Source organism: Pseudomonas sp. ATCC PTA-122608 (genome assembly GCF_001952855.1).
GTDB lineage: Bacteria > Pseudomonadota > Gammaproteobacteria > Pseudomonadales > Pseudomonadaceae > Aquipseudomonas.
Window position 1 is genome coordinate 14467 of the sequence record NZ_LPNO01000002.1, and the last position, 22565, is coordinate 37031.

The following is a 22565-nucleotide window of genomic DNA, read 5'->3' on the forward strand; positions in this document are numbered from 1 at the left end:
TGCAAGCTGTAATGAACCCGAAGTACCCGGGTCTCAGTGTCCGTGTGGCTGATGAGGGATTTGACGCCTACGTGTGGGGTAACGACTTCAGCTTTGAGGTCAACGCCTACGGTGTGCCGGAAATGGGCAAGCGCGTCGATCAGTGGGCGGTGGAGCGTATCGTGCCGTACCGCAAATGCTACGGCATCGACCCCGAGGAATTCGCCAGCTTCCGTGACGCGGCCGACAGTGCTGTGTTCATGGCGTACCTGGATGACCGGCCCGTTGGGCACATCGTGGTCAGCACCAACTGGAACGGCTTTGCCCATGTGGACGAGCTGGCGGTGGTATTGCCGGCGCGGCGCCACGGGGTGGCCAAGGCATTGCTGGACGTGGCCCAATTCTGGAGCCGCAAGAAAAACCTGCCGGGGATGATGCTGGAAACCCAGAACAACAACCTTGGTGCCTGCCGGTTGTATGAGCGCTGCGGGTATGTGATGGGCGGAATCGACCACCTGCGCTATCGCGGGATTGATCCGCAGACCCGTGAAGTGGCGATTTTCTGGTATCGGTTGTTCAGGACAGAACTGGAAGCGGTCTGAGCTTCACCGATCAACTGTAGGAGCTGCCGAGCTTTAGCGAGGCAGCTCCTACATTCGATTTGCGCAAGCCAAGTACTTGCGATCAAACACCCAACCCCCAAACTCCCCCCGATCCCCTGTGGGAGCCGTCGAGCCCCAGCGAGGCCGCGATCGCGGTGTGTCAGGCAACCTCTTTATCGACCATGCCGCCGCCATCGCAGCCTCGCTAAAGCTCGACTGCTCCCACATTCGATTTGCGCAACCCAAGTACTTGCGACCGAACACACAACCCCCAGACTTCCCCCGCCCCCTGTGGGAGCCGTCGAGCCCCAGCGAGGCCGCGATAGCGGTGTGTCAGGCAACCTATTTATCGGCTATGCCGCCGCCTTCGCAGCCTCGCTAAAGCTCGACAGCTCCCACATTCGATTTGCGCAAGCCGAGTGCTTGCGATCAAACACACAACTACCAAACGTCCCCCGATCCCCTGTGGGAGCCGTCGAGCCCCAGCGAGGCCGCGATAGCGGTGTGTCAGGCAACCTCTTTATCGACTGTGCCGCCGCCTTCGCAGCCTCGCCAGGGCTCGACAGCTCCCACATTCGATCTGCGCAACCCGAGTGCTTGCGATCAAACACACAACTCCCAGACTTCGCCCGATCCCCTGTGGGAGCCGTCGAGCCCCAGCGAGGCCGCGATAGCGGTGTGTCAGGCAACCTATTTATCGGCTATGCCGCCGCCTTCGCAGCCTCGCTAAAGCTCGACAGCTCCCACATTCGATCTGCGCAACCCGAGTGCTTGCGATCAAACACACAACTACCAAACGTCCCCCGATCCCCTGTGGGAGCCGTCGAGCCCCAGCGAGGCCGCGATAGCGGTGTGTCAGGCAACCTATTTATCGGCTATGCCGCCGCCTTCGCAGCCTCGCCAGGGCTCGACAGCTCCCACATTCGATTTGCGCAACCCAAGTACTTGCGACTGAACACACAACCCCCAGACTTCCCCCGCCCCCTGTGGGAGCCGTCGAGCCCTAGCGAGGCCGCGATAGCGGTGTGTCAGGCAACCTCTTTATCGACCATGCCGCCGCCTTCGCAGCCTCGCTAAAGCTCGAGAGCCCCCACATTCGATCTGCGCAGCCCGAGTGCTTGCGATCAAACATACAACTCCCAGACTTCCCCCGATCCCCTGTGGGAGCCGTCGAGCCCCAGCGAGGCCGCGATAGCGGTGTGTCAGGCAACCTATTTATCGACGATGCAGCGGCCTTCGCAGCCTCGCCAGGGCTCGACAGCTCCCACATTCAGGGAAGCGAACTGGTCAGCAGGCTTTCCGCCTTCTCGGTGACAATCTCCAGCAGCGCATTCAAGGCGGGAGACGCTTCGCTGTCTTTCAGGGTCAAGGCATACAAGGTCACGCCCATCGGTGGTGACAACGGGCACGCATCGAGCCCGGCTTCCCGTGCACCGGTGGCGGTGAACGGGTCGACAATCGCCAGGCCTTCCCCGGCTTCCACCATGCTGCGCATCATCTGGTACGTCTGCACCCGGGTTTGCACCACCGGCAGCGGGCGCAGGGCTTGCAGCTTGCTGTCCAGCAGGCGGCTCAGCGGGTCCTGGCCTTCAAGGCCGATCATCGACTGCCCGGCCAGTTCCTGTAGCGCAATGTACTTCTGCCGAGGCTTCAGCCAGCCATGGGGCGCGAGCAATTGCAGTTTGCCGTGGGCCAGTGGCGTGCTGTGGATCTGCGGATGTTCCGGGTCGTGCAGGCTCAGGCCAAGGTCGGCTTCGTGCAGCAGCAGGCTTTTGACGATGTCCCGGGTGGAGTGGCTGGAGAGGTTGCACGGCGTATCTTGAAAACGTCGGCGCAGCACCGCAATCGCCTGGGGCAACAATTGATTGGCCAGCGGCGGGGTGCACAGTGCGCGCAAGGGCGGGGCATGATGGTGTTTCAGGCTGCTGGCCAGGCGTTGCACCGGCTCAAGGGCGGCATAGAGGCGGGCGATTTCGCCCTGCAGCTCGAGGGTTTCCCGGGTGGCCTGCAAGCGTCCGCGCACACTGGCGAACAGCATGAAACCCAATTGCAACTCGGCATCCTTGAGGGTCGCGTCCACATCGGCCACGGGGAGTTGCAACCATTCGGCGGCGGTGCCGAGGTGTCCGGTCTGCAAAATCGCTTGAATGACTTCGATATGACGTAAACGCATGGCCGGAGTCTATGTTCAGTACGACGTGGATTCAATGGCTCAGACCAGGGTGTGGAAAAAAGACCCTGCGCGGGAACGGCCCAACTAGACTTGCACGATCAAGTCCCTTGGCGCCTGCAACCAGCAGGTCATACAAAGGGCGTATCAATCAGGGGATCCATGGGGGAGCTTTATCGATGCTCGGTAAAACAGACACACGCGGGTTTTCGTTGTGGGACCTGCTGGTGGTGGTACTGATTGTCGGCGTGTTGGCGGTTGCGGTGGGGCCGCGGATCTTCGGCGACGTGACTCAGTCGGAAATCGCCACGGCCAAGGTCCAACTGAAAGAACTGGGCAAGGCGGTCGAGCAGTTTCATCAGGATGTGGGGCGTTATCCTACCGACGACGAGGGTCTGGCGGTGTTGACTGTTAAGCCTGCGGGGGAAGGGAAGTGGCGGGGGCCCTATCTCAAGGATGAGGACATGCTGACAGACCCCTGGGGCGTGGCCTATCAGTACCACTGTCCTCCCAGCCAGGCCAAAACCAACTTTGATCTGTTCTCGTTCGGCAAGGACCGAACACTGGGAGGCGTCGGCGATAATGTTGATATCGCCTATGGGGAATAAGGTCTTATGAAGCGTGGGTCGTTGCGGATTCGCGGGTGATGATGGTGCCCGACTGAATCAATCTGAATTCATCGCCATCCAGTTTTTCTACGCGGTCGCCAATGGCCAGCTTGTAGGTGGTGGTGGGCGCCGATCCAGCCAGGCCGTCGAGGGGCGGGTTGGATTCCTGGAACTCATGCACCGAATAAACGCGACCTTCTGCGTCTCTGGCATGGAACTGTCCGACAAGTACTGCTGCCATCTGTTTAGAACCTCTGGAGATAAACACTCGATTTGCGGTTCTGTAGACCGTAGGAGAGCGGGGTAGTTTACCTATTGAAAAAAAATACTATTCGTTGACTTTTTCAGACATTACTTACAAGTCCATCTGCGGCGTTAACGTCCCTGGGGATTGCAAAAACGCGCTGGTGGTAGCGTCGCGCAGGCTCTATAACTACAAACTCCTTAAGTCAGAAATCGGGAAACCCCAATGAGCAAGGTCTACACGATTGCCGTACTGGTCGGCAGCTTGAGAAAAGAGTCGATCAACCGCAAGGTCGCCCTGGCATTGGCCGAGTTGGCGCCCGCCAACCTCAAGTTGAACATTGTCGAAATTGGCGATTTGCCGCTCTACAACGAGGACATCGACGGCGCTGCACCGCCGGCAGCCTACAGTACTTTCCGTCAACACGTGCGTTCATCCGACGCGGTGCTGTTTGTGACGCCCGAATACAACCGCTCCGTGCCGGGTGTATTGAAGAATGCGATTGACGTCGGTTCACGTCCTTATGGCCAAAGTGTCTTCAGCGGCAAGCCCGGCGCGGTGATCAGTGTGTCCCCCGGCGCCATCGGCGGTTTTGGGGCCAATCACCATTTGCGCCAGTCGTTGGTGTTCCTTGATGTGCCGTGCATGCAGCAGCCGGAAGCCTACCTGGGCGGCGCGGGCAGTGTGTTCGACGAGTCGGGGAAGGTGTCGGAAAAGACCAAGCCGTTTTTGCAGGCGTTCATCGATGCCTACGGCAAATGGGTGGAAAAACAGAGCGCATAAGTAACCTGTAGGAGCGAGCTTGCTCGCGAAGAACGTCCAGGCGACGCGAGCTTTCAAATAGCCCGCGTCATCGTTAACGATCTTCGCGAGCAAACTCGCTCCTACAGTGGCGGGACTTATCTGAGCCAGTTGGTTTTCGCCAGCTCGATCACTTCATCACCACGCCCGCTCATCACCGCCTTGAGCATGTACAGGCTGAAGCCCTTGGCCTGTTCGAGCTTGATGCTCGGTGGCATCACCAGTTCCTGGGTGGCGGTGACCACGTCCACCAGCACCGGGCCGTCATGGGCCAGGGCGCGGCGCAGGGCCGGCTCGAGGTCTTCGGATTGCTCGACACGAATGCCGAGGATGCCCATGGCGTTGGACATGGCGGCAAAGTCCGGGTTTTTCAGTTCGGTGCCGGTGTCCAGATAGCCCGCAGCCTTCATCTCCATGGCGACAAAGCCCAGGGACGAGTTGTTGAACACCACCAATTTCACCGGCAGGTTCAACTGAGCCAGGCTGATGAAGTCGCCCATCAGCATGGTAAAGCCACCGTCGCCAGACATCGAAATCACCTGACGCCCGGGAAATGCCGCTTGTGCGCCGATGGCCTGGGGCATGGCGTTGGCCATCGAGCCATGGTTGAACGAGCCAATCAGCCGGCGCTTGCCGTTCATCTTCAGGTAGCGCGCTGCCCACACCGTAGGCGAGCCAACGTCGGCGGTGAAAATCGCATCGTCGTCCGCCAGCTCACTGAGCAGGCGCGCTACGTATTGCGGATGAATCGGCCGGCCAGCCTTTGACGGTTCCGCCAGGTCATCCAAGCCTTGGCGCGCTTTCTCATAATGCTTGAGCGAGGTTTCGAGGAAGCTGCGATCCGTCTTGCGGGTCAGGCGCGGCAACAGCGCTTGAATCGTTTCGCTGACGTCGGCAGCAATCCCCAAGTCCAGCGTGGCACGTCGGCCCAATGCCTGCGGGTTGCGGTCGACTTGGATGATCTTCGCGTCAGTCGGGTAGAACTGGCGATACGGGAAGTCAGTGCCGAGCATGATCAGCGTGTCACAGTTGAGCATGGCGTGGTAACCGGAGCTGAAGCCGATCAGGCCGGTCATGCCGACGTCGAACGGGTTGTCCCACTCCACATGCTCTTTGCCGCGCAGGGCGTGAACCACCGGTGCGCCGAGGGCGTCGGCCAGGGCTACCACTTCATCGTGGGCGCCGGCACAGCCGCTGCCGCACAGCAGGGTGACTTTGCCGCTGTTTTCGAGGATCTCAGTGAGGCGTTGCAGGTCCTGTTCTGCCGGCAGGGTGCGCGGCGCCAGCAGGGCCGGCCACGGTTTGAACTTGTCTTCCACTTCCAGCAACGACACATCGCCCGGAATCACCACCACCGCCACGCCGCGATTGAGGATCGCCGAGCGCATGGCGCGGTGCAGCACGTGGGGCATCTGTTCGGGGTTGGTCACCAGCTCGATAAAGTGGCTGCACTCCTTGAACAGTTCCTGGGGATGGGTTTCCTGAAAGTAGTTCAGGCCGATCTCGGAGGAGGGGATCTGTGCAGCGATGGCCAGCACCGGCACATGGTTGCGATGACAGTCGAACAGGCCATTGATCAAGTGCAGGTTCCCGGGGCCGCAGCTGCCGGCGCATACGGTCAGTTCACCGGTGGCCGCCGCTTCGGCACCGGCGGCAAACGCGGCCACTTCTTCGTGGCGCACGTGCATCCACTCGATGCTGTCCATGGTGCGCAGGGAGTCGGTCAGGCCGTTGAGGCTGTCGCCGGTCAGGCCCCAGATGCGCTTGATGCCCGCCTGTTCAAGGGTGGTCGCCAATTGCTGGGCCAGGGTGATTTTCGCCATGAAGAACTCCAATCGTCAGTGAGTGTAAAAAGCTGCTGATCACTAGAGGACAGTTCCACGGCGCTGAATGCTCCCCGCTCAATATGAAGAATTGGTCATCGCAGCGCGATATTGGCGGGTGCGCCGGGCGATAAACAGTTGGTCCTTGATCAGCGCCAGCAGCGGCGCCACCCCAGGTTTCGGCTGGCGGCCACGGCTCAGGCGGCGTAACTGATAACGCACCACTGCCATGGTCGCCAGGCTGGCCAGGGGTTTGCGCTTCCAGCGGATGGCCGGCAGTTGCGGGTTGAGATCGCGGCCTGCGCGCCATTGCTTGATCAGGTGCGGCTCCAGGGTCAGCGCGGTGGCGATTCCGGCCATGGCGATGCCGCTGTCCAGGACTTGCTGGACAATCGGCAAGCGCCGGATGCCGCCGGTGACCATCACCGGCATGCTGGCGACTTTCGCCAGGTCGCTGGCCATCTCGATGAAATAGGCTTCGCGGGCCAGAGTGCGCCCGTCGCGAGCCTCGCCTTGCATGGCCGGGGCTTCGTAGCTGCCGCCGGACAACTCCAGCAGGTCGAGGGCCAGCGGGTTGAGCAACTCGACCACGGCGCGGGCGTCGGCGGCATCAAACCCGCCGCGCTGGAAGTCCGCGGAGTTGAGTTTTACCGCCACACAGAAGTGCGGGCTCACGGCGGCGCGCACGGCCGTGATCACTTCCAGCAGCAGACGTGCGCGGTTTTCCAGGCTGCCGCCCCAGCGGTCCGTGCGCTGGTTGCTCAAGGGCGAGAGAAACTGGCTGATCAGGTAGCCGTGGGCCGCATGAATCTGCGCACCGCTGAAACCGGCTTTTTCGGCGAGACACGCGCTGGTGGCGAAGCGCGAGATGACGTCCTGTATATCTTCCTCGGTCATCGCTTTGGGCTGGGCGAACATCTTCGAGAAGCCGCCGAGGTCGAGGGGAACGGCCGAGGGCGCCATTGCTTGCTGGCCGAGGTTGGCCATGGTCTGCCGGCCCGGGTGGTTGAGCTGGACCCAGAATTGCGCACCCTTTGCCCGGCCAATCGCGGCCCAGCGGCGAAACTCGTCCAGGTGGCGTTCGTCTTCCAGCACCACGCCGCCGGGGCCGGTCATGGCGCGGCGGTCGATCATCACGTTGCCGGTCAGGATCAGCCCGGGTTCGCCTTCGGCCCAGGCTTGATACAGGCGCATCAAGGCCTCGGAAGGCGCCTGGTTGACCTGCGCCATGTTCTCTTCCATCGCCGCCTTGGCGATGCGGTTACTGATGACCTGGCCGTTGGGCAATTGCAACGCTTCAAAGGGCGACATGCTTGACTCCTCACAAAGGGAGCGCTCAGGCTAAGCTTAAAGGTCACTTTAAGGTCAATGGGGTCGGCGATGAATATTGGTGAACTGGCGCAACGCAGTGGGCTGGCTGCTTCGAAGATCCGCTATTACGAGGCCCAGGGGCTGATCCAGGTTGAGCGGCAAGGCAACGGATACCGTCGTTATTCAATGCAGACACTGCAGGCGCTGCAATTGATCCAGGGCGCGCAGCGGGCGGGTTTCAGCTTGCAGGAATTGAAGGCGCTGATGCCGGACGACTCACCGAGTGAGGCCAAGCGGGCGCAGATGGTCTTCAGGCTGGAGCACAAGATTGTGCAAATAGAAGAGCTTCAGGCGCGTATGGACCAAAGCAAGGCAGAGTTACGCGCAGTGATCGCAACGATCCAGGCGCACCCGCAAGGCACGCCTTGCACCCAGGCGCAGGAGAAAGTCTGGGCCTCAATCGAGGCGCATAAAAAAACGCCGCGCATCTGACGATACGCGGCGTTTTTCTGACCGGAAATTAAGCCTTAGGCTTGAATGACCGGGATGTTGGCGTTTGCAGCAGCTTCACGGAACTCGGCGATCTGGTCAAAACTCAGGTAGCGATACACGTCGCTGGCCATGGTGTTGATCTTCGCGGCGTATTCCATGTACTCCTCGACGGTCGGCAGGCGACCCAGGATGGAAGCCACCGACGCCAGCTCAGCCGAGGCCAGGTAGACGTTTGCGCCGTCACCCAGACGGTTCGGGAAGTTACGGGTGGAAGTCGACACAACGGTCGAGTTCGGCTCTACACGTGCCTGGTTACCCATGCACAGCGAGCAGCCCGGCATTTCCATGCGCGCGCCAGCCTTGCCGTAGATGCCGTAGTAGCCTTCTTCGGTCAGTTGGTGAGCGTCCATCTTGGTCGGCGGCGACAGCCACAGACGGGTTGGCAGCTGACCCTTGACCTGATCCAGCAGTTTACCGGCAGCGCGGAAGTGACCGATGTTGGTCATGCACGAACCGATGAACACTTCGTCGATCTTCTCGCCAGCAACGCTGGACAGCAGACGGGCGTCGTCCGGATCGTTTGGCGCGCAGAGCACAGGCTCCTTGATGTCGGCCAGGTCGATTTCGATGATTTCAGCGTATTCGGCGTCGGCATCGGCAACCATCAGCTCAGGGTTGGCAACCCAGGCTTCCATCGCTTGGGCACGACGTTCCAGGGTACGCGCATCGCCGTAGCCTTCACCGATCATCCAGCGCAGCAGGGTGATGTTGGAGTTCAGGTACTCAGTGATGGATTCTTTCGACAGCTTGATGGTGCAACCGGCAGCCGAACGTTCAGCCGAGGCGTCGGACAGCTCGAAAGCCTGTTCGATGCTCAGGTTGTCCAGGCCTTCGATTTCCAGGATGCGGCCGGAGAAGGCGTTCTTCTTGCCTTTCTTCTCTACGGTCAGCAGGCCAGCCTGGATCGCGTAGTAAGGAATGGCGTGAACCAGGTCACGCAGGGTGATACCAGGCTGCATTTCGCCTTTGAAGCGCACCAGGATCGATTCCGGCATGTCCAGTGGCATAACGCCAGTGGCTGCGGCGAACGCTACCAGGCCGGAACCGGCCGGGAACGAAATGCCCATTGGGAAACGGGTGTGGGAGTCACCACCGGTACCGACGGTGTCCGGCAGCAGCATACGGTTCAGCCAGCTGTGGATGATGCCGTCGCCTGGACGCAGCGATACACCGCCACGGGTCATGATGAAGTCAGGCAGGGTGTGGTGGGTGGTCACGTCGATCGGCTTTGGATAGGCCGCGGTATGGCAGAACGACTGCATTACCAGATCGGTCGAGAAGCCCAGGCACGCCAGGTCTTTCAGTTCGTCACGGGTCATAGGACCGGTGGTGTCCTGGGAGCCGACGGTGGTCATCTTCGGTTCGCAGTAGGTGCCTGGACGAACGCCAGCCACGCCGCAGGCCTTGCCGACCATTTTCTGCGCCAGGGTATAGCCCTTGTCGCTTTCAGCCGGAGCTTCCGGCAGTTTGAACAGGGTCGAAGGCGGCAGACCCAGCTCAACGCGAGCCTTCTCGGTCAGGCCACGGCCGATGATCAGCGGGATACGACCGCCAGCACGGACTTCGTCCAACAGGACCGGGGTCTTCATTTCGAAGGTGGTCAGGACTTCATCGCTGTTGTGCTTGGTGACTTTGCCAGCATGCGGGTACAGGTCGATCACGTCGCCCATGTTCATGTTGGTGACGTCGAATTCGATTGGCAGTGCGCCAGCATCTTCCATGGTGTTGTAGAAGATGGGAGCGATCTTGCTGCCGAAGCAGAAGCCGCCAGCGCGCTTGTTCGGCACGAAAGGAACGTCGTCGCCGAAGAACCACAGCACCGAGTTGGTAGCCGATTTACGCGACGAACCGGTACCGACCACGTCACCGACGTAGGCGATCGGGAAGCCTTGGCCGCGCATTTCTTCGATCTGCTTCATCGGGCCGGTTTTGCCTTGCTCATCCGGCACGATGCCTTCACGGGCCATTTTCAGCATGGCCAGGGCGTGCAGCGGGATGTCAGGGCGGGACCAGGCGTCCGGGGCAGGGGACAGGTCGTCGGTGTTGGTTTCGCCCGTCACCTTGAACACGCGCAGGCTGATCTTGTCGGCCAGGGTCGGGCGGTTCTTGAACCACTCGCCATCGGCCCAGGACTGGACCACGTCTTTGGCGTGCTGGTTGCCGTTCTTGGCTTTTTCCGCGACATCGTGGAAGGCATCGAACATCAGCAGGGTGTGCTTGAGTTGGGCGGCAGCGACGGGAGCCAGGGTGGCGTCGTCCAGCAGCTCGACCAAAGTCACGATGTTGTAGCCGCCTTGCATGGTGCCGAGCAGCTCAACAGCGCGTTTCTTGTCGATCAGAGGGGAAGTGGCTTCGCCCTTGGCCAGGGCAGACAGGAAACCGGCCTTGACGTAGGCAGCTTCGTCAACGCCTGGTGGAATGCGGTTGGTGATCAGGTCAACGAGGAATTCTTCTTCGCCAGCCGGAGGATTTTTCAGCAGCTCGACCAGGCCTGCGGTTTGTTCGGCGTTAAGCGGCTGGGGAACAATACCCAGGGCTGCACGCTCTTCGATATGTTTGCGGTAGGCTTCAAGCACAGTTATTACCCTCATCAGTGGTCCCACGGGACGCTCATCCAGAAATGCACGGCACGCATGCGCTCAGGGGCTTTTTGGGCCGTAGAGCCAGCGCTGCCGGCAATCCTCACAGAAGCTGCTTTCAAAGTTTTACGCCTGCAGAACGGAGCTGATGAGGGTTGGCGCTGGCTATTTACCGGGTAAATAACCATCGCCAACACCGTTCTTTAGGAACGACTGTGCTCGTGACGCTTTGAAAACAGCTTCCAACGGATTATTGGCGCCTTACAAGGCCGGATGATTCTACGGCAAAAAATTTCTAAACGTAAGTTGCCTTGCCAAGTTTGCAGGGTGATCAACCTTAGACAAAGGGCTAACATGTGCAACTGTTTCGCTGATTTGTGCGTTGTCGATCATGTCTAATCAAACCATCAAGACCCCTTGCGTAGGCCTGTGCTCCACGGTTTACGGCGATCTTGTGTGCCGGGGGTGTAAGCGGTTTCACCATGAGGTGATTCAGTGGAACGGTTATAACGAGGAAGAAAAACGAGCGGTTTGGCTGCGGCTGGAGCAGTTGTTGGTGCAGGTGATGGCCGGGAAGCTTGAGGTGTTTGACCCGAAAATGCTGCGTGGGCAGTTGGAGCAGCGCAAGATTCGGTTTGTGCCGCATCAGTCGGAGTACTGCTGGGCGTATCAGTTGATTGCCCGGGGGTCGAGGGTGATTACCCATCTGGAGGCGTATGGCATGGTGCTGATGCCGGAGTTTCGGGAGTGGGGGTTGCCGGATTTGCGGGATGCCATTGACCGGGAGTTTTTCATTCTGTCTGAGGCGCATTATCAGCGGTATATCGCGCCGGGGTTTTTGCGGGATGCTTTTGGGGGCTGATGGTGTACATATCCGTTATTTAGGTAACGGCCACTTAGGGTTCCGCTCTTACAGCGGGTCACTTTTGAAAAAGCGCAAAAGTAACCAAAACGCTCTGCCCCGCCTGTCGGCACCTCGCCTAGGCTCGGTGTTCCCTCACTCCGGCATTGCTCCGCGGGCCGCCGCGACGGGCCATCCATGGCCCGGCGCGGCTAAACCGGCGTCCTGCCGGTTTACCCGCTCCGCAATACCTGCGTTCGGCCTCGGGCTGAATGGGGCAGTCAGATCAAAAGCAGATCAAAAGCAAGAGCACAGCGGCCTCCCGGCCGGCTTGAGTGTTAAGAGCGAAAGCAGAGCTGCTTTTCTGTGGGAGCGGGCTTGCTCGCGAAAAACCTGAGAACGCCGCGTTGAATCAGGATGCCAGCGTCATCGTTAACGACCTTCGCGAGCAAGCCCGCTCCCACATTTGGACCGTGCCCGCTCTTGATTTCGCTGTTGCTCCTGCTGTTGCTTCACCACACTCAAGCCGGCCTGTAGGCCGCTGTGCTCTTGATCTGCTTTTGATCTTGATCTTAGGCGCCCCGTTAACCACGCTGGCCGAACGCAGGCTTTGGAGCGTGGGTAACCCGGCAGGACGCCGGGTTAGCCGTCCTGGGCCAAGGATGGCCCATGACGGCGGCCCACGGTCCAAAGCCGGAGTGAGGGCACACCGAGCTTAAGCGAGGTGCCGAGTGGTGGGGCAAGAGCCTTTTGGTTACTTTTGGGCTCCTTTCAAAAGTGACCCGCTGTAAGAGCGGAACCAATACAAACCATCACCCAAAAAACGGATATGCCCCCAAAAAGAAGCATCACCCATTAGCCAGCTCTTCCAGATGATCCATCAACTCCTGCGGCTTAAGCACCAACACATCACTGTCCACCGCATCCAGCACCACCTCCGCCGTATTCCCGATCAACGCCCCGGTAATCCCCGTACGCGCCACGGTACCGATAATGGTCACCGCCGCCTGCCACTTATGCACCGCATGAGGAATCAACACATCCGCCGGCCCTTCCTCGATATGCAGGTGCGTGTCGTCAATATCAAACTCCGCCTGAAACGCCTTGCACTGCTCACGATACCGCGCCTCGATCGTCTCCTTGAGCTGAAACACCGGATCCGCCGCCGACAGCATCGGCGAAGGATGCGCACTGATCACATGCAACTGCGCCTTGGCCAGGCTCGCAATATCAAACCCATGATCAATGATTGAGTTATGCAACGCCTGATGCTCCGCATCGGAATTCCCCACATCAATCGCCGCCAGAATCACCCCGCCCGCCCACGGCGTGGACGTCTTCACCAGCAGCACCGGGGTAGGGCAGTAGCGCATCAGCTTCCAGTCGGCAGGCGTCAACAGCGCTTTTTTCAGCGGGCTATCAGCAAAGTGCTGCTTGACCACCAACCCACACCCCTCCGCCTGCTGCACGTCGATGATGGTTTCATGCAGGCTGTCATTCCACGCCTGTTCGGTGGTGACGCTGTAGCCATCCTCCTGCAAACCCGCCTTCAGCAGGCTCAACATCGCCGAATGCTCATGCCTCTTGTCACACACCAACAAATGCAAATGGGCCCCAGTGACGCCGGCAATCAGTTTGGCGCGCTTGAGGGCCAGGCTTTCCGAATGCTCGGGCTCAATGACCACCAGGATGCTGCGGATGGCTTGCATGGTCGGGTTCTCCAAAAAAGGGTGGGCGTGGAACAACTATAGTTGCTGCTCGGCACACGTCATGTTGATGCACATCAAGCCCGGTGGCTGGCGGTCTGCGGCGCGGTCGGTATAATCGCCGGCCTTTTGTGAATCTTTGCCCGTGAGCCCGATGAACCTGCCAGAAATCCACGAATTCCTCGGTTGCCGCACCCCCGACGGCTGGGTCCAGGCCGCGTTGGCCGACCAGGAAACCTTGCTGATCGACCACAAGAACTGCGAATTCAAGGCCGCCAGCACCGCCTTGAGCCTGATCGCCAAGTACCATTCCCATGTCGACCTGATCAACCTGATGTCGCGCCTGGCCCGGGAAGAACTGGTGCACCACGAACAAGTCATGCGCCTGATGAAGAAGCGCAAGATCGAGCTGCGACAGCTGTCCGCCGGCCGCTACGCTTCGGGTTTGCGCAAAGTGGTGCGTAGCCATGAGCCGGTCAAGCTGGTGGATACCCTCGTGGTCGGCGCGTTTATCGAAGCCCGCAGTTGCGAGCGTTTCGAAGCACTGGTACCGCATTTGGACGAAGAACTCGGCAAGTTCTACTTCGGCCTGCTGAAAAGCGAGGCCCGGCATTTCCAGGGTTACCTGAAACTGGCTTACCAGTACGGTGACGCCAAGGACATCGCCCAAGTCATCGACCGCGTGCGCGCCGCCGAGCAGGAACTGATCGAGTCACCGGACGTCGAGTTCCGCTTTCACAGTGGCGTGCCGGCCTGACACCACGTACACCAGCGCACCGATCAATACGGTGATCCCGGCCAGTAGCAGGATCACCGTCTGCGTCCCCAGCGGTGCCGCGAGTACTGCAATCAGCAACCCGGCCAACGGCTGCGAGAGATTGTTGAGCAACGTGATCACCCCCACGGTCTTGCCAAAATCCTGGGTCGGAATCACCCGCTGGCGGATGCTGCGCATATACACGTTGAACATCTTGTCGAAACCGGTCACCAGCAGGAAGCCTGCGGTATAGGCCCAGACGTTCGGGCTGATCGCTGTCACCAGCGCACCCACGGCAATCATTGAATACGACAGGCCGCCGAGCACCTTCAACGGCAGGGTAGCGCGAGCCAGATAGAACAGAATGACAATGGTCACCACGGCACCCGCCGCCTGCAGGCCGGCGTAGGTGTCCTTGCCGGCGGCGTATTGACCGATGACCATGGCGGCCGACGTGGCCAGGGTGACGCCGATGATCAGGTTCACGCCCACCGCCAGGGCGATGATCCGTTTCAGTTCCGGCAGGCTGCGGATATGCCCGAAGGCGATGCGCAGCGGTTGCAGCCAGATGTCATGGTGCTGCTCGAAGGTCTCCAGGTTGACCGTGGTGTTGCGCTGCCAGATCAGCATCGCCAGGTCTGCCAGCAGGAACAGCCCGGCAATCCCCAGCACTACCCAATGCCAGGCCCAGACTTCCAGCATCAACGCCGCCACCAACGGGCCCAGCACCAACCCGGTCTGGTCGGCAATCTGCGAGTACGACAAAGTCTTGGCGTAGGTGTAATGCTTGAAGATATGCGGCATCACCACTTCCCGGGCCATGATGCCCTGGGTGGTCAGCACGCCACACAGCGCCGAAAGAATGACAATCCAGTAGATCCCGTCAAACGCCCCATACAGCAGCACCGCCAGCACGCAGGCAACCGCCCGGTAAACCTGGCTGATGTGCAGGATGCGAACGGGAGAAAACTTGTCGCACAACGCGCCGCACACCGGGAATGACAAAAAACGCGGCAGTGACTCGACAAAAAACGCCAGGCCGGCCCAGGACACACTGTTGGTGGTCTGAAACACGATCAACGGCACGATGAATAACAAAATCTGGTCGGCCAGCCGCGACAGAAACAGTGAAATGAAGAAAGCCAGGTAATCCTTGCGCATACAACTCCCTGTGAATGGCGTTAAAGATTGCAGGTTATTTGTTAAAAACTCTTAAAAGCATGAAGCTTCGTCGGCCAGTGATGGCCAGCTGCTTTAGTTGCCCAGCTTGCCACCTATAATGCGCACACTTCAATCCGCGCGCGCACTGGAAAAATATGGATAACTTGGGTCTCGGCAAGGTATTGCTCGTGGAGGACGATCAGAAGCTGGCAGGGCTGATCGCCCATTTCCTGTCCCAGCATGGCTTCGAGGTGCTGGCCGTGCACCGTGGCGACCTGGCGCTGGCGGCCTTCCTGGAGTTCAAGCCGAAGATCGTCGTGCTCGACCTGATGCTGCCCGGCCAGAGCGGCCTGCATGTGTGTCGCGAAATTCGCAATGTGTCCGACACGCCGATCGTGATCCTCACCGCCAAGGAAGACGACCTGGACCATATCCTCGGCCTGGAATCCGGCGCCGACGACTATGTGATCAAACCGATCAAACCGCCCGTGCTGCTGGCCCGCTTGCGTGCCCTGCAACGCCGCCAGACGCCGGAACCCACGGTGCGCGGCGCCCTTGAGTTTGGCCGGCTGACTATCGATCGCAGTTGCCGGGTGGTAAGCCTGGGTGGCGAGAAGATCGACCTGACCACCATGGAATTCGAACTGCTGTGGTTGCTGGCCAGCGCCGCCGGGAAAATCCTCTCCCGCGACGACATCCTCAATCGCATGCGCGGGATTGCCTTTGACGGGCTCAATCGCAGTGTCGACGTGTACATCAGCAAGCTGCGCGGCAAGCTCAATGACAATCCCCGGGAACCGGTGTGCATCAAGACTATCTGGGGCAAGGGTTACCTGTTCAATCCGTTCGCCTGGGAGATTTAGATGTTAAGGCTGTTTCTGCGTCTGTATATCATCCTGGCCATTGGTTTGGCCGGGGCGATCTGGCTGGTGAACTACACCTTCGATGAGTTGCTGCCGGAGGCCAACGAAACCTATAACCGCGAAGCCCTTCGCGGCCCGGCCTATGGGCTGCTGGAACAATTGCGGCCAGTGACCGGTGAAGCGCGGGCCGCACGCCTGGCGGAGTTGCAACCGCACTATGGGCTGCGCCTCGCGCTGGTGCCGCAGGACGCGCTGAAACTGACCGAACGTGAACAGCAACTGCTGGCCGGTGGCGAGTTGGTGGTGCGCGGCGATTTCATGGAATTCATCGCCAACATCGACGGCGGCAAGCAGCTGCTGGAAATCAAGCTGCCGGAAGAACCCAAGTGGCTCTACCTGTGGGCGTATGGCTTCCTTGGCGTGTGCCTGGCGATCGTGCTGTATTTCTGGGTACGCCCGCATTGGCGCGACCTGGAGCACATTCGCCTGGCAGCCCAGCGCTTTGGTGACAACGACCTGGGTTCACGCATCCTGTTGCCGCGCCGCTCCACCGTGCGTGAGCTGGCGGGGCACTTCAACCAGATGGCCGAGCGCATCGAAAGCCTGATCGCCAATCAGCGCGAGCTGACCAACGCGGTCTCCCACGAATTGCGCACGCCGATTGCGCGGCTATCGTTTGAACTCGACCAACTCAAGCAACAGGCCGACCCACGGGAGAGCCGTGCGCTGATCGCCGACATGTACGCCGACCTCGGCGAGCTGGAAGAAATGGTCTCGGAACTGTTGACCTACGCCAGCCTGGAGCGCGGCGCCACGCAGATCACTCGGGAAAGCATTGAGGCCCACAGCTGGCTCGACAGCGTCATCGGCAGCGTTGCCCTGGAGGCCGAGGCGGCGGGGGTGCAGTTGCTGCTGCGCACCTGTGAAGTCGATTACATCCGCATCGAGCCGCGCTTTATGGCGCGGGCGGTGATCAACCTGTTGCGCAATGCGATTCGCTACGCCGACCGGCGTGTGGAAGTGTCGCTGGTGAAGTTTGGTGCCGGCTATGAAGTGCGGGTGAATGACGATGGGCCGGGGGTGCCGATGGAGGGGCGGGCGAAGATTTTCGAACCGTTCCTGCGCCTGGACGCCAGCCGCGACCGCCGCACCGGTGGTTTCGGCCTTGGCCTGGCGCTGGTGCGGCGGGTGTGCCAGTGGCATGGCGGGCAGGTTGAAGTGCTGGATTCGGAGTGGGGTGGGGCGTCGTTCCGGATGACCTGGGCGTATGCCGAGTAACCCTCCAGGAGCCATGGAGATCAAATGTGGGAGCGGGCTTGCTCGCGAAGACGGTGTTTCAGTCAACGTATCCGGCGACTGATCCACCGCCTTCGCGAGCAAGCCCGCTCCCACATTTTGATGGGGTTACCAAAATTAGAAAGTGTACTCGACCATCCCCATCACCGACGTCTGCAACCGCCGCTCCACAATCGGGCTCTGGCCTGCCTTGTCCGCCAGGTACTGCACATCCAGCAAGGTCGAGAATTCGGTGTGTTCACTGATCGGCAAACTCCACACCAGGTTCATCCCGTTGCTGATATTGCCGCCGCTGGCCTTGTAGGCCTTGAAGCGGCTCTGCGCGGCCTGGCCGGTGGTGACGCCGTACCAGGTCTGCAGGTAGTTGCTGTCGCCAAAATGGCTGCTGAGGCTGGCGTCCAGCGAACCATAGTCGCCGTCATACAGGTTAGTGCCCAGGCTCAGTTCCAGATGGGTGAAGGCCTTGCCGGAATCCTTGTGATCATCTTCTTCGAGCGCATGCTCCAGGGTGGCGCCGACAATCACACCGCCCAGGTTATAGCTGCCACTGACACCCACTTGGGCGCGGGTCTTGATTTCGCCCATGCCCTTGAGCTTCTTCGAGCCCGGGCGACCGCTCTTGCTTTCATCCTTGCGATTGCCACTGGCGCCGACGTAGGCGCTGAAGCTCGCGCCGCCGCCTTCATAACCCCAGCCCAGGCCTTTGTCGGTGTCGAGGAAAACGCCCCACGGGCTGACGATGGCCGCCCCCAGCACCGGCGCGGTAACCCGCTCGTCGCTGCCGCTGTAGCGGGGCAGGTTGGCCACGCCGGCCTTGAGGGTGTATTCCCAGTCGTCGGCCAGCAGGGTGTCGGCGCTGGCCAGCAGGCACAGCGACGTCAGGGACAGGCAAAGGTTTTTTGAACGCATGATGGTCTTCATGTGAGGTCAGAGACTCAAGGGGTTGTGGGGGGAATCCGTACGTTTGAACTGGTAGCCGGAGGCGCTCAGGCCATTGATCTGGCGGCTCACGGTGTCCCCCAGGCCATAGCCGTTGCCGGCAAGTACCGCGTGGGCGTTGTCCACGGGCAGCAGGATGTAGTCGGTCAGCGGCTCGTCGTGCAGTTGGCCGCGGATCACCAGGAAGCCGTTTTCCAGGCGCACGCTGATGCCGCTCAAGGGCGCGTCGGGTTCGTGGGTGTTAAGCACTTGATAGGTGCCGATGGTGCCGGCCCACGCGGTGCTCAGTGGGGTCTGTTCGATGCGTTCGCCCACAGGCACACGCTGGCCATTGCTGCGGGCGGTGAGCATCTGGCGGCCTTGCACCGTCACCACGTCCAGCTGCACGCGGCCCAGTTCGCCCAGGTCCTTGAGCCAGAAACCGAGAAATTTCTGCTGCGCCCGCAGCCAGCCCTGGCCGTCACGCAGCAGTTCGAAACGGGTGTCGGCCAACTCGCCATACAACTGACCGTTTTCGTCCTTGATACGGAAAATGCCCCACGCCGTGGCGTAGAAACCGGCCAGGCGCTTGCGGTCGATGACGGCGGGTACCTGGCGGATTTTCAGGCCGTGGGCCGGCTGTTGGCAGTCGTCGGAACACACCGGGTCGCCGGTCTGGGCCTGAAGCATCAGGCGCAGGGTGTCGGTGGTCAGGGACACCACCATCTCTTCGGCACTGCTGTCGTTGGCCATCACGATTACGGCCAGTTGCTGGTCCGGCAGCATCGTCAGTTGTGTGGCGAAATCATCCCCGCCACCGCTGTGCTGGAAGGTGCGTATCCCGGGGCCGACCGGCTCATCACCACAGGGCGCGAGAAACCACCCCAGGCCCATCTGGCAGTCGAAGTCCAGGGCATTTCCGGTGTTTTGCTGGGTGAACATTTCGTCAATCGACTGGCTGCCCACCACCTGTTTGTCTTTGTAGCGGCCTCGGGCAAAGAGCATTCGCACATAGTGGCTGAGGTCTTTGGGGCTGGCCCACAAGCCACCGGCGGCGAGGTCACGCACCTGGGCGTCGGGGCTGACGGTGCCGTCTTCATAACCCACGGCCCGGAAGCTCAGTTGCGCGCCGGTGCCGACGAAGCTCGACTGGTTCATCTCCAGGGGCTTGAGCAGGCTGCTTTGCAGGCGGTTTTCAAAGTCTTGCCCGCTGCTGCGCTCAATGGCGGCACCGACCAGGGCGTAGCCGAGGTTGGAATACGCCACTTGGGTGCCCGGCGGAGTGCTCAGCCACACGCCCGAAACACGCATCGGCATCTGGCCCATGGCGAAGGTGTTGCGCACATCCCGCAAGTGTTCGCTGGGCAGGCCCGACTGGTGGCTGAGCAGGCGGCGCAGAGTGATGTCGCGGTCGGCGGCCGCCTGGTCGGAATGAAAGCGCGAGCGTACGTAGAACTCCCGCAGGGTGTCCTGGATCGGGGCATCGAGGGCCAGACGCTGTTGCTCCACCAGTTGCAGGGCCGCGGTTGCAGTGAGCAGTTTGGAGAGGGCGCCGGCGCGGAACGCCGTATTGGGGGTTACCGGTTTGCCCAAGGCTTTGTCGGCAACGCCGAAGCCGTGGGCCCAGATCAGTTCCTGGCCATTGACCAGGGCGATGGACAGGCCGGGTATGTTTTGCCTGGCCATTTCAACCGGAATGCGTTTTTGCAGGTAGCGGATGATTGCGCTGTAGTCGCCCTTGGGGATGGGCGGCGGGGCCGGCGGTTGGCCGTGGCAGCCGAGACTGCCCAGCAAGAAACCCAGCAGCGGAATACTGCGCAATGTGCGAAACATGAGGAGCACCCGAGGGGTGGTTTGGATGCTCGAATGCTAGGGGCGGGCCGTCCATGAGTCTTTGTGAGCTTTGTCGGAAAACTGTCAAAGACTGTTAATGCAGGCCGCCCCTAGCGGGTTTACTTCAGTGCCGGGTCTCCAGGGTTAAGTTTTTTCCACGACTGCATCACCACCTGCGCCTTGGGCTCTTTCCCGTTCTCAAGGTAGTACTGGATCAACGACAGTCGCGCATTGCGGTTATACGGTTGCGCGGCGAGCAGCTTTTCCAGCTGCTCACAGGCCTGATCCACATGCCCACTGTCATGCAGCGCCACCGCCAGTACATAGTTGTATTGCGGATTCGCGGGCTCCAGCCGCGCAGCTTCACGCAGGTGCGGCATGGCTTTCGCCGTATCCCCGGCCCGAATCAGCATCAACCCCTGGGTGTGTTGCAGCAGCGCCGCCTCTGGGTGCTGCTTGAGGTTGTCCGTGATCAGCGTGCGTGCCTCCAGGGCGCGGCCGTTAGCCTCCAGCCATTGCGCCAGGGTCACCAGCGCCGGGAAGAAATCCGGATCCCGCAGCAACGCGGTGCGCAGTTGCGCCTCGACCTTGTCGCCCCGACCGCTGGCCTGATACAGCATCGCCAGGTTGAGATTGGCTTCGGCCCGCTCCAGCAAGCTCATCTGTACATTTTCATATTCCGCGATCGCCTTGTCCCAGGCTGGCCCAAGCCCTTGTGCCGAGGCACTCAAAAGATCCCGGGCGGCGATGATCCTTACCGCCAGCACCGGGTCCCGCAGCAACGGCCCATACAACGCGACCCGTTCAGGGGGCGGCAGGAACGCACTGATCGCCCGCACCGCGCTCTCACGGACTTGCGGCGCCGGGTTGCCGAGGTCCTTGGTTGCCAGCTTCAACGCCTGCTCACTCGGGTAGTTCGGCAGTTCAGCCAGCAATGTCGCACGCTGGATCGGTGGCAGATTGTTGCGTGCCAACTGGTCATACAGCGCCTGCGCGGCGCCCGGTTGGCCGCCACGAATCAACACCATGCTTTCGGCGTAACGCGGCGCATGTTCAGGCTCGCTGGCACTCCAGAGCTTGAACTGCTCGCTGACCTTATCGCCGGGCCGGGGGATGCTGAAACTGTGGTCATGCCGGAAGTCATTGCCCATGTAGAACTTGCCAGGCATGTGGCAATCGACGCAGAACGAACCCGGCTCACCGGCCGCGTGGCGGGTGTGTTCGGGGGAGTCGTAGTTCTTGGCCTGCAACCCGCGACCATCCACGGTGGCCACCGCGGTTTTGCCCGCGGTGTTGTGGCATTGCAGACACAGGCCATTGCCCGGCGCCTTCAGCTCGGCGTTGTGAGGGTTATGGCAGTCGCTGCAGCGCACGCCTTTGTCGGCCATTTTGCTCTGGGCGAACGAGCCGTGTTCGAACACTTCATCCTTGATCTTGCCGTCCAGCGCGTACAGCTCGCGGGTCAGGACGCTGGGCAGGTAATCGTCCATCAGGCGCTTGCCGACGGTATAGCCGTCCCCCAACGGTGCACGACGGGCGTGGCAACGGGCGCAGGTTTCGATCTCGACGGTGGCGTCCTTGTCTTTCAGGTTCACGTCAAAGCCTGCGTGCAGCAGGTCACTTTTTTTCGCCGCCCACGCCACATGGTTCGACGCCGGCCCATGGCACGCCTGGCAGCCGACGCCCAGGCTGTTCCATTGGCTGTCGAAGCTGTTTTTGGCCGCGTCGAAATTACGCTTGTAGCCGGTGGTGTGGCACTCCACGCACATGAAGTTGGCGTTCTGGCTGGGCTTGCTCCAGTGCAATGGGTTCTTGAAGTTCACGCCCTGGCCGGGGTAGAGGTGAAACCAGCGGTTTTTTTGCGTATCCCAGGCCACGCCCAGGGCCTGCAGGCGCCCGTCACCGACCTCGATCAGGTATTGCTGCAACGGTGCGATGCCGAAGGTATAGGCGACCTTGAAGTCCGTGGCCTTGCCGTCGGCACCGGGTGTGTTGACCCAGAATTCATCGCCCCGGCGCGAGAAACGGGTGGTCTCACCCTCGCTGCTGAAGGATGCATTATTGAAGTCCGCCGGTACCGTCTCGGGAGTGGCGGCTTGCATCGCCAGTTGGTGGTGCGAGCCTTGCCAGTCCTTGACCTGGGCCTGATGACAGCCTTGGCATTGCTGCTCGTCGACCATCTTTGCCGGCGGCGGCACCACGGCCACCGGCGTGACCACGGGTGCAGGCGCCGCCATCGGCAGCTTGGGGGTGCTGGCCTGGAGAAAAAACCAGATCCCGGCCATGGCCAACAGCAACAGGGCGATCACAACGGGGTACAGGTAACGACTGGATGAATCACGGCGAGGTACGGTTTTATTGTCAGGCTTGGGCATTACGACTTCCGATGTCCGATGCATTGACGCTCTAGTGGCGCGCTTAAGCTCCGTGCAGCTTTGACGTTGGGCGCTTACCTGTCAAATAGTCGCTGTGAAATACCCCACAACCTGCAACGTCTGCCGGGTTATTTTCCCAGAGTTGG

At 60.8% G+C, this 22565-nt stretch carries 18 protein-coding genes; 8 read left to right on the forward strand and 10 right to left on the reverse strand.

Annotated features, from left to right (window positions below):
* Nucleotides 1-11: 11 nt before the first annotated feature.
* Nucleotides 12-581, forward strand: a complete 570-nt coding sequence (locus tag AU074_RS02655; protein ID WP_076013704.1) for a GNAT family N-acetyltransferase — start codon at nucleotides 12-14, stop codon at nucleotides 579-581.
* 1270 nt (nucleotides 582-1851) lie between these two features.
* On the opposite strand, the gene AU074_RS02660 is transcribed toward AU074_RS02655, so the two are convergent.
* The gene (locus AU074_RS02660; protein ID WP_076013374.1) at nucleotides 1852-2754 is read right to left on the reverse strand and encodes a LysR substrate-binding domain-containing protein; all 903 of its coding nucleotides are present in this window, start codon (nucleotides 2752-2754) and stop codon (nucleotides 1852-1854) included.
* Nucleotides 2755-2930: 176 nt separating this feature from the next.
* Between AU074_RS02660 and gspG the strand changes: the two genes are divergently transcribed.
* Complete coding sequence (gene gspG, locus AU074_RS02665) at nucleotides 2931-3359, forward strand: type II secretion system major pseudopilin GspG (RefSeq protein ID WP_076013375.1); 429 nt, start codon at nucleotides 2931-2933, stop codon at nucleotides 3357-3359.
* A gap of 4 nt (nucleotides 3360-3363) precedes the next feature.
* Here gspG and AU074_RS02670 read toward each other — a convergent pair whose 3' ends face one another.
* The gene (locus AU074_RS02670) at nucleotides 3364-3600 is read right to left on the reverse strand and encodes a hypothetical protein (RefSeq protein ID WP_076013376.1); all 237 of its coding nucleotides are present in this window, start codon (nucleotides 3598-3600) and stop codon (nucleotides 3364-3366) included.
* A 228-nt stretch (nucleotides 3601-3828) separates the two neighbouring features.
* Between AU074_RS02670 and AU074_RS02675 the strand changes: the two genes are divergently transcribed.
* Entirely contained in the window at nucleotides 3829-4386 is a 558-nt protein-coding gene (locus AU074_RS02675; protein WP_076013377.1) for an NADPH-dependent FMN reductase, read from the forward strand.
* A 116-nt stretch (nucleotides 4387-4502) separates the two neighbouring features.
* Here the strand turns inward: AU074_RS02675 and poxB are convergent, their stop codons facing one another.
* Together poxB and AU074_RS02685 are read right to left on the reverse strand one after the other, a co-directional pair.
* Nucleotides 4503-6227: a ubiquinone-dependent pyruvate dehydrogenase gene (gene poxB / locus AU074_RS02680; RefSeq protein WP_076013378.1), complete on the reverse strand. Its 1725-nt coding sequence runs from the start codon at nucleotides 6225-6227 to the stop codon at nucleotides 4503-4505.
* Nucleotides 6228-6305: 78 nt separating this feature from the next.
* The gene (locus AU074_RS02685) at nucleotides 6306-7538 is read right to left on the reverse strand and encodes an NADH:flavin oxidoreductase/NADH oxidase family protein (protein WP_076013379.1); all 1233 of its coding nucleotides are present in this window, start codon (nucleotides 7536-7538) and stop codon (nucleotides 6306-6308) included.
* Nucleotides 7539-7607: 69 nt separating this feature from the next.
* On the opposite strand from AU074_RS02685, the gene AU074_RS02690 reads away from it, so the two are divergent.
* Nucleotides 7608-8030, forward strand: coding sequence for a MerR family transcriptional regulator (locus AU074_RS02690; RefSeq protein WP_076013380.1), 423 nt, complete (start codon nucleotides 7608-7610; stop codon nucleotides 8028-8030).
* Between the two features lie 35 nt (nucleotides 8031-8065).
* Here AU074_RS02690 and acnB read toward each other — a convergent pair whose 3' ends face one another.
* Entirely contained in the window at nucleotides 8066-10666 is a 2601-nt protein-coding gene (acnB, locus tag AU074_RS02695; RefSeq protein ID WP_076013381.1) for a bifunctional aconitate hydratase 2/2-methylisocitrate dehydratase, read from the reverse strand.
* Nucleotides 10667-11060: 394 nt separating this feature from the next.
* Between acnB and AU074_RS02700 the strand changes: the two genes are divergently transcribed.
* Nucleotides 11061-11531 carry a DUF1289 domain-containing protein gene (locus AU074_RS02700; RefSeq protein ID WP_076013382.1) on the forward strand — a complete coding sequence of 157 codons (471 nt, stop codon included), beginning with the start codon at nucleotides 11061-11063 and terminating at the stop codon, nucleotides 11529-11531.
* An 827-nt stretch (nucleotides 11532-12358) separates the two neighbouring features.
* Here the strand turns inward: AU074_RS02700 and AU074_RS02715 are convergent.
* Entirely contained in the window at nucleotides 12359-13219 is an 861-nt protein-coding gene (locus tag AU074_RS02715; protein ID WP_076013383.1) for a universal stress protein, read from the reverse strand.
* A 151-nt stretch (nucleotides 13220-13370) separates the two neighbouring features.
* Here AU074_RS02715 and AU074_RS02720 point away from each other — a divergent pair, with 151 nt between their 5' ends.
* Nucleotides 13371-13973 (forward strand): tRNA-(ms[2]io[6]A)-hydroxylase, encoded by a 603-nt coding sequence (locus tag AU074_RS02720; RefSeq protein WP_008431008.1) that lies wholly within the window; start codon nucleotides 13371-13373, stop codon nucleotides 13971-13973.
* Here the strand turns inward: AU074_RS02720 and AU074_RS02725 are convergent.
* On the reverse strand, nucleotides 13929-15134 hold the full coding sequence (locus tag AU074_RS02725) for an MFS transporter (protein ID WP_076013384.1): 1206 nt from the start codon (nucleotides 15132-15134) through the stop codon (nucleotides 13929-13931). The two genes, AU074_RS02720 and AU074_RS02725, sit on opposite strands and share 45 nt — an antisense overlap.
* Nucleotides 15135-15289: 155 nt before the next feature.
* Between AU074_RS02725 and AU074_RS02730 the strand changes: the two genes are divergently transcribed.
* Together AU074_RS02730 and AU074_RS02735 are read left to right on the forward strand one after the other, a co-directional pair.
* Entirely contained in the window at nucleotides 15290-15997 is a 708-nt protein-coding gene (locus AU074_RS02730) for a winged helix-turn-helix domain-containing protein (protein ID WP_076013385.1), read from the forward strand.
* Nucleotides 15998-17275, forward strand: coding sequence for an ATP-binding protein (locus tag AU074_RS02735; protein WP_076013386.1), 1278 nt, complete (start codon nucleotides 15998-16000; stop codon nucleotides 17273-17275).
* A gap of 135 nt (nucleotides 17276-17410) precedes the next feature.
* On the opposite strand, the gene AU074_RS02740 is transcribed toward AU074_RS02735, so the two are convergent.
* The 3 genes from AU074_RS02740 to AU074_RS02750 form a co-directional block, all read right to left on the reverse strand.
* The gene (locus AU074_RS02740; RefSeq protein WP_076013387.1) at nucleotides 17411-18214 is read right to left on the reverse strand and encodes a MipA/OmpV family protein; all 804 of its coding nucleotides are present in this window, start codon (nucleotides 18212-18214) and stop codon (nucleotides 17411-17413) included.
* Nucleotides 18215-18220: 6 nt separating this feature from the next.
* Nucleotides 18221-20044: a serine hydrolase gene (locus AU074_RS02745; protein WP_076013388.1), complete on the reverse strand. Its 1824-nt coding sequence runs from the start codon at nucleotides 20042-20044 to the stop codon at nucleotides 18221-18223.
* A 119-nt stretch (nucleotides 20045-20163) separates the two neighbouring features.
* Entirely contained in the window at nucleotides 20164-22419 is a 2256-nt protein-coding gene (locus AU074_RS02750) for a tetratricopeptide repeat protein (RefSeq protein WP_076013389.1), read from the reverse strand.
* Between the last annotated feature and the right edge of the window lie 146 nt (nucleotides 22420-22565).

Coding starts and splice junctions, on each gene's coding strand:
- AU074_RS02655 (WP_076013704.1), top strand. CDS start 12: ATGAACCCGAAGTACCCGGGTCTCAGTGTCCGTGTGGCTGATGAGGGA.
- AU074_RS02660 (WP_076013374.1), bottom strand. CDS start 2,754: ATGCGTTTACGTCATATCGAAGTCATTCAAGCGATTTTGCAGACCGGA.
- gspG (WP_076013375.1), top strand. CDS start 2,931: ATGCTCGGTAAAACAGACACACGCGGGTTTTCGTTGTGGGACCTGCTG.
- AU074_RS02670 (WP_076013376.1), bottom strand. CDS start 3,600: ATGGCAGCAGTACTTGTCGGACAGTTCCATGCCAGAGACGCAGAAGGT.
- AU074_RS02675 (WP_076013377.1), top strand. CDS start 3,829: ATGAGCAAGGTCTACACGATTGCCGTACTGGTCGGCAGCTTGAGAAAA.
- poxB (WP_076013378.1), bottom strand. CDS start 6,227: ATGGCGAAAATCACCCTGGCCCAGCAATTGGCGACCACCCTTGAACAG.
- AU074_RS02685 (WP_076013379.1), bottom strand. CDS start 7,538: ATGTCGCCCTTTGAAGCGTTGCAATTGCCCAACGGCCAGGTCATCAGT.
- AU074_RS02690 (WP_076013380.1), top strand. CDS start 7,608: ATGAATATTGGTGAACTGGCGCAACGCAGTGGGCTGGCTGCTTCGAAG.
- AU074_RS02700 (WP_076013382.1), top strand. CDS start 11,061: ATGTCTAATCAAACCATCAAGACCCCTTGCGTAGGCCTGTGCTCCACG.
- AU074_RS02715 (WP_076013383.1), bottom strand. CDS start 13,219: ATGCAAGCCATCCGCAGCATCCTGGTGGTCATTGAGCCCGAGCATTCG.
- AU074_RS02720 (WP_008431008.1), top strand. CDS start 13,371: ATGAACCTGCCAGAAATCCACGAATTCCTCGGTTGCCGCACCCCCGAC.
- AU074_RS02725 (WP_076013384.1), bottom strand. CDS start 15,134: ATGCGCAAGGATTACCTGGCTTTCTTCATTTCACTGTTTCTGTCGCGG.
- AU074_RS02730 (WP_076013385.1), top strand. CDS start 15,290: ATGGATAACTTGGGTCTCGGCAAGGTATTGCTCGTGGAGGACGATCAG.
- AU074_RS02735 (WP_076013386.1), top strand. CDS start 15,998: ATGTTAAGGCTGTTTCTGCGTCTGTATATCATCCTGGCCATTGGTTTG.
- AU074_RS02740 (WP_076013387.1), bottom strand. CDS start 18,214: ATGAAGACCATCATGCGTTCAAAAAACCTTTGCCTGTCCCTGACGTCG.
- AU074_RS02745 (WP_076013388.1), bottom strand. CDS start 20,044: ATGTTTCGCACATTGCGCAGTATTCCGCTGCTGGGTTTCTTGCTGGGC.
- AU074_RS02750 (WP_076013389.1), bottom strand. CDS start 22,419: ATGCCCAAGCCTGACAATAAAACCGTACCTCGCCGTGATTCATCCAGT.